This is a genomic window from Flavobacterium sp. (genome assembly GCF_043778725.1).
In the GTDB taxonomy this organism is placed as follows: domain Bacteria; phylum Bacteroidota; class Bacteroidia; order Flavobacteriales; family Flavobacteriaceae; genus Flavobacterium.
Map to the genome: position 1 here is coordinate 1 of NZ_JAYWFT010000040.1, position 6,245 is coordinate 6,245.

Here is a 6,245-nt window from a genome sequence, read left to right on the forward strand (position 1 = left end):
GTCTTTAAACTCCATGATATAATTGCAACGTTGCACTCCTGCAAACATCCAATCCCAAATGTTTTTTAGGTTTGCATTTACTGGTGTATGAGTCATTTCGTCAATTTGCTGAATTCCAGGTGTATCGGTTGCACTTTCACCTCCAGAAAGAGTATTGTCTGATGCTATTTCTCCTAACATTACATTAATATATGAAGAATGCAATAAATCGTATGCGCCTATAAGTGCATTATTATAGTCAGTTTGAGAGTTAAAATAACTTTCAGAATCTAGAGAATATATCGGCTCTACATCAGAATAATTATCTGAACATGATATGGTTAATCCTGTTAACAATGTGACTATTAAACTTGTTTTTAAAATATATTTTTTCATTTTATTTTTTTTTAAAAATTCGCATTTAGACCAATTAAGAATGTTCTTGGAGTAGGATAAAATCCATAATCAATTCCTCCACTAATAGGATCACCACTGTTAGCAGCAGGATCAAAACCTCTATATTTTGTAAAAGTGTAAACATTATTTACAGAGGTATACAGTCTTAATTTAGTTATTCCTGCTTTATCCATTAACTTTCCTTTAATTGAATATCCTAATTGAATATTCTGAATTCTGACGAAAGAAGCATCTTCAACAAAATAGTCTGAAAACACACTATTAGTAGAAGCTCCAGCAGTAACTCTTGGAACAGAATTACTTGTTCCTTCACCTGTCCATCTATCTAAAACATAGTTTAATTTATTAAGTTTTGCTTCAGTTCTTTCATAGTTTCTAATTAAATCATTTCCAATAGATGCATAAGTGTAAGCAACAATATCAAAGTTTTTGTATGTAAGATTTAAATTAAACCCAAGAGTAAAATCTGCAATTGGTTTTCCGATATATGTTCTATCACTTGCATTAATAATTCCGTCTCCATTAACATCTTTATAACGAATATCACCAGGAACTGAAATTGCACCTAAAGCAACTTGTGAAGGATGGGCATCAACTTCGGCTTGATTTTGAAAAATTCCATCCGTTTGATATCCATAAAAAACACCTATTGGTTGCCCAACTTCCATACGTGTCGGTCTTAGAGATTGTCCAACACCAAAAGAACCACCCTCTACGTATCCAGTTCCATTATTAACTTCGAGCACTTTATTTTTTAAAGTTGTAGCATTAAAACCTAATCCAAGTTTTAAATCATTAGACAAATCTGTTTTGTAGTTCACCGCTAATTCAAAACCTCTGTTACTTACAGTTCCAGCATTAACTGTTGGTGCTCCAGAACCTGGTGCATTGTAACCTGTAATACCAGAAACAGGAACATTTTGAATTAATAGTTCTGCACGAGTATCGTCAAAATAGTCTGCTGTAATATCAATTTTATTATTTAGTATTTTTAAATCTAAACCAACATCAAATTTTTTATCTGCTTCCCATTGAATTTTAGTATTGGCAATTACACCATTAGCAGTTCCATTAGACAAAGCATTATTGAATACATAAGTTGCTTCGCCATTTAACAAAGATCGGTATCTAAAATCTCCTATCGCATCATTTCCTAAAGTTCCATAACTAGCTCTAAGTTTTAAAAAATCTATTAATTTACTTTCTTTTAAAAATTCTTCCTCAGATAAAACCCATCCACCAAGTATTGAAGTAAAATAGGCAACTCTATTTTCTGGTCCAAAACGAGAAGAGACATCTCTTCTTACTATTCCTGAAAGTAAATATTTTCCTTTATAGTCATAATCTAAAGTACCAAAATAAGAAGATCTTCTATAAATTCCACCATAAGAATAAACATCTTTAACGCCAAGTCCACCTGTTCCTTGAGCTAGAGAAATATCTGCAAATTCCCATGAGTTATAAGGCACATCATAACCTGTTCCTCCCAAAGTTTTCTCTGTATATTCATAAGCCGTTGATCCTACAGTTAGTTTTACTTTATGATTTTGAGCTATTTTTTTCTCATATTCAGCAAATAAATCAAAAGTGTAATCTCCAGAATTAAATGCAGATTGACCCACACTACTGCGTGTTACATTAAAAACTTTTAAACTTCCATAATCAACTTGTTTCGAGAACGACTTAGCTGTACTTCTGGCAGAATTAAAACCTATTCTTGAAGTTAATTTCAAATCTTTAAATACTTGATAATCTAACTTAATACTTCCGCTCAATTTTTTAAGATTATAATCGTTGTAAGTATTGTCAATTTGCGCTAACGGATTTATAACTTCGTTACCAAAACCTTGAGCTGCAGGAACTAAAGTATAATTACCATTTACATCATAGACTGATAATGTTGAAGGAGTGTTAATGGCATTGAATAAAACAGAACCCAACCCATTTTCACTTAAACTATTTCTGTTAAAATCTGTATATATAAAATTAGATCTAAGGGTAAATTTATTAGACAAATCTACACCCAAAGCTAATCTGAGAGTGCTTCTATTAAAACCTGATTTATCTAATCCTATAATTCCGTCTTGCTTTATATTAGAACCACTTAAAGCATATGTTACTTTATCAGAACCACCAGAAACAGAGATATCATTACTAATAATTGCCGCTTTTTGAAAAACTTCATTTTGCCAATTAGTTCCGTCACCCAATCCAGAAACAACTGGAAAAGGATTTGACAAACCAGCATTAGAGTAACTTTCATTCAATAACAAAGCATATTCTGTTGCATTTAGTAAGTTCATCTTCTTAGTTGTCTCTTGAAAACCAGTGCTAGAATTAAATGAAACTTTAGTTTTACTATTTTTCTTTCCTTGTTTTGTTGTAACCAATACTACACCATTTGCACCAATTGCACCATAAACAGCAGCTTGAGCATCTTTTAAAACCGTCAAAGATTCAATATCTGAAGGGTTTAACAAATCCATTGAACCAGCATAACCATCAATCAATACTAATGGTCCATTTGCGCCATTAGTAGATATTCCTCTAATTCTAATATCAAATCCTGCACCAGGAGAACCTGAAGAAGAGGAAACAACAACACCCGAAACTGTGCCTTGCAAGGCTTGTTCTGCTTTAATAGGACGCAAGTCTTCAATAGTCTTGGCAGATATTACAGCAACTGCACCTGTTACATCTTTTTTCTTTTTTGTGCTATATCCAACTACAACAACCTCTTCAAGAGTTTTACCCTCATCAGTAAGTTTAATTACTACTTTCTCATTTTTAGTAACTTTGTATTGATACGTTTTGTATCCAACATAGGAAAATATTAAAACGGCATCATTGGAAAGTTTTGAGATTTTAAAATTTCCGTCTAGATCTGTAACAACTCCAATAGTGGAATTTTTGATGACAACATTTACTCCTGGTAAAGGTAAATTGGATGTGGCATCGATTACCTTACCACTTATTTCATTTGTTTGAGAGAATCCAACAAATGATGTGAGAAATAAAGCAAATAATAAAATTTTAGATTTCATATTTTGTTTGGTTTTATTTAATGATAAAATTAGCTGGTAAAAATTGATAATTTGATAAAATGTGCTACAACAAAAAATATACAATGTAATAATTGTTCTGTTTTTTTGTGTATTCCATTTAAAAAAACCAGTATTAACAAATCATTAAGACTGAAAATATTTTAAAAACATAATCTAATTTAAAAGTCATTTAAAAATCGAAAACGATTTTGTTGTGGTAATGTATAGGTAAATATACTCCTTGTGTAGTGTTACTATATCGAAAGAATATACTCTACAAGGCCTTGTTCGTGTGGTAAATCCATTTTTTTACGCAAACGATATCGTTTTATTTCAATACTTCTAACAGATATATTTAATAAAGGTGCAATTTCCTTAGAAGATAAATTCAATCTAAGATAAGCACACAGTCGTAAATCGTTTGGCGTTAATGATGGATGGGCTACTTTTACTTTCTTAAGAAAATCTTTATCTGCTGTATCAAATGCTTCTTTAAAGACATTCCAAGTGTCTTCGTTTGTAATGTTTTTATTGATTGTAGTTATAACAGATTTTATGCTTCTAGATCCACTTTCATCTGAAGTTTTCTTTAAATCTTCTTTAATCAATGCTAAAAGTTCATTTTTCTTAATTAAACTCATAGTTGAAACAGCCAATTCACGACTTTTACTATCTACATCTTGTGTAAGTTGCTCATTTTTAAGCTTCATTATTTGCTGTTCTGTTTCAAGTTCTTTTATTTCTAATAGTAAATTGTTCTCTTCTATTAATTTTTGTTCTTGCCTAAGATAATTATTTTTATAGGCTTTATTGATGTAATAAGCTACTATGACTACCAAAATTAAATATAGAATAATTGCAAAATTAGTGGCATACCAAGGCTTCAAAATTCTAAAACTATAAATTGCAATATTCTCTGGAGTTGAATTTGCAATTTTTGCTCTAACTTTAAAAACATAATCTCCTGGAGGTAAGTTTTTAAAATTAACGTTAGATTTAGCACTCCATTCGCTCCATTCATCTTGAAAACCCTCTAGAGAAAACTGATATTCTGCATTTATATATTTATTATATTCTGGTACAGTGTATGTTAACGATATATTGTTTTCGTCATATTCAAATTTTCCTGCTTGTGATATAGAACAATTATTAAATTTTTGATTTAATTTATTTGTACTTACATTTGAAATAGAAATTCTATAGTTTTTAAAACTTAAATCGTTAATATTTATAGTATAATATCCATCTGTTGTTCCTATAAGATAAACAGAATTAGATAATTGCGAAATATTTTCATAACCCAACATAGAATTAGTTAATGATGACGGAATGGGAATCGTATTTTGCTTGAGTTGCGAACTAAGTTTACTTAAAGAAAAATAATGTATGTAATTTTTAGAAAACAACCATATCTTGTTAGAATTATCGACAATCAATTGACCCGATGTGAACTCATCTTTTTCAAATACCGAACTCAATAATGTATCTTTATGAAACTTTTTAGTTGTCGCATTATATTTAAAAATTCCCTCTTTGTAGGCATAATAAATACTATTATTATATTTGGTAAGTGATGCATTCTTTCCTTTTTTAGGATTTGAAAAAGTAGTGCAATGCAACGCTCTGTCAAAAGTAGTATTTAATTGAAATTTAAAAACGCCTTTGTATTCATGGCTAACAAACACCTCGTTTTTATTAGTAATTTCAAAGTATTTGCATGAATAATTGAAGCCCAAAACTTTATTTTTAAACCTCCATTGGTTATTTATTTTTTCAAGTACTGAAATTCCATAATAATTACCTTGAAGAATTAAATTGGGATTGTTTGATACAAATTCAAATTTCCAAGTTCCCGATTGCGAAAAAATATTTTTAGCCGATTGATTTTCTATTAAAAATGTACCCGAATCATGTCCGCAAAAAAGAGTGTTGTCATATTCAAACAATGACCAAACTTGCCCTTTAGTTCCTGCAATAAATTTAAACTCGTCATTGCTGAAATAATTTTTACAAAACAAGCCTTGATTGGTTCCTATATAAAGATTATTCTTGTATAAAATTGAGGCATAAACTGTTCCAAAAATCCCTGTATCGTCAAGATAACTTTTAACAGGAGATTGCATATTAATACAATTTATACCATTATCTAGTCCTATCCATAGATTTTTATCTAAATCTTCAAACAAGCACAAAGCTGTATTGTTACTCAACCCTTTATTTTGAGTTATATGATATTTTATTTTCCCAGAGTCTGACAATATGTATATCCCATTAGACACTGTACCTATCGCAAAACTTCCATCAGATAATACTTGCGAATTGTATATGGTGCTCGATTCTAATTGTGTATCGGCTTCGGTTACAAATTTTGTCAAATTGGTGTTTGTAAGCTTATAAAAACCATTAGATTGAGTTTCTATATATAAACTATCGTCTTTACCAATAATTGTTACAATCTTATTTTGCTTTAAAATTGGATTATTTGAAACCAATTTACTTTTACCGTTTTCAATTTCAAATAAACCTTCATTTAAAACCTGAAAATAAATTGAATTATTAATTTTAAATGATTTGGTAATACTATTTTTAGGTGAAATTATTGTAAAAGTATTAGACTTTGTATCATAAATATAAATTCGGCTCAAGGATTGAAAAACTACCCATTGCTCGTAGTTTATGATATTCCAAAACTGTTCATCATCTAGTAATTTATTTTTTATAGATTTACTGAGCGATGTATATTTTAATTGTCCATTAGATTGTCTTATCCAATAACCAAATTCCATATAACATCCAGTAAAAATC

2 protein-coding genes and 1 pseudogene are annotated in these 6,245 nt (G+C 29.9%); all 3 read right to left on the minus strand.

Annotated elements, in window-relative coordinates; genetic code table 11:
* Positions 1–375: pseudogene (locus ACH2CG_RS03675) on the minus strand (RagB/SusD family nutrient uptake outer membrane protein); the annotation flags it as partial.
* An 11-nt stretch (positions 376–386) separates the two neighbouring features.
* Positions 387–3,440, minus strand: a complete 3,054-nt coding sequence (locus ACH2CG_RS03680) for a SusC/RagA family TonB-linked outer membrane protein (RefSeq protein WP_395062312.1) — start codon at positions 3,438–3,440, stop codon at positions 387–389.
* A 254-nt stretch (positions 3,441–3,694) separates the two neighbouring features.
* The coding region (locus ACH2CG_RS03685; RefSeq protein WP_395062314.1) for a triple tyrosine motif-containing protein at positions 3,695–6,245 on the minus strand (2,551 nt) is incomplete at its 5' end.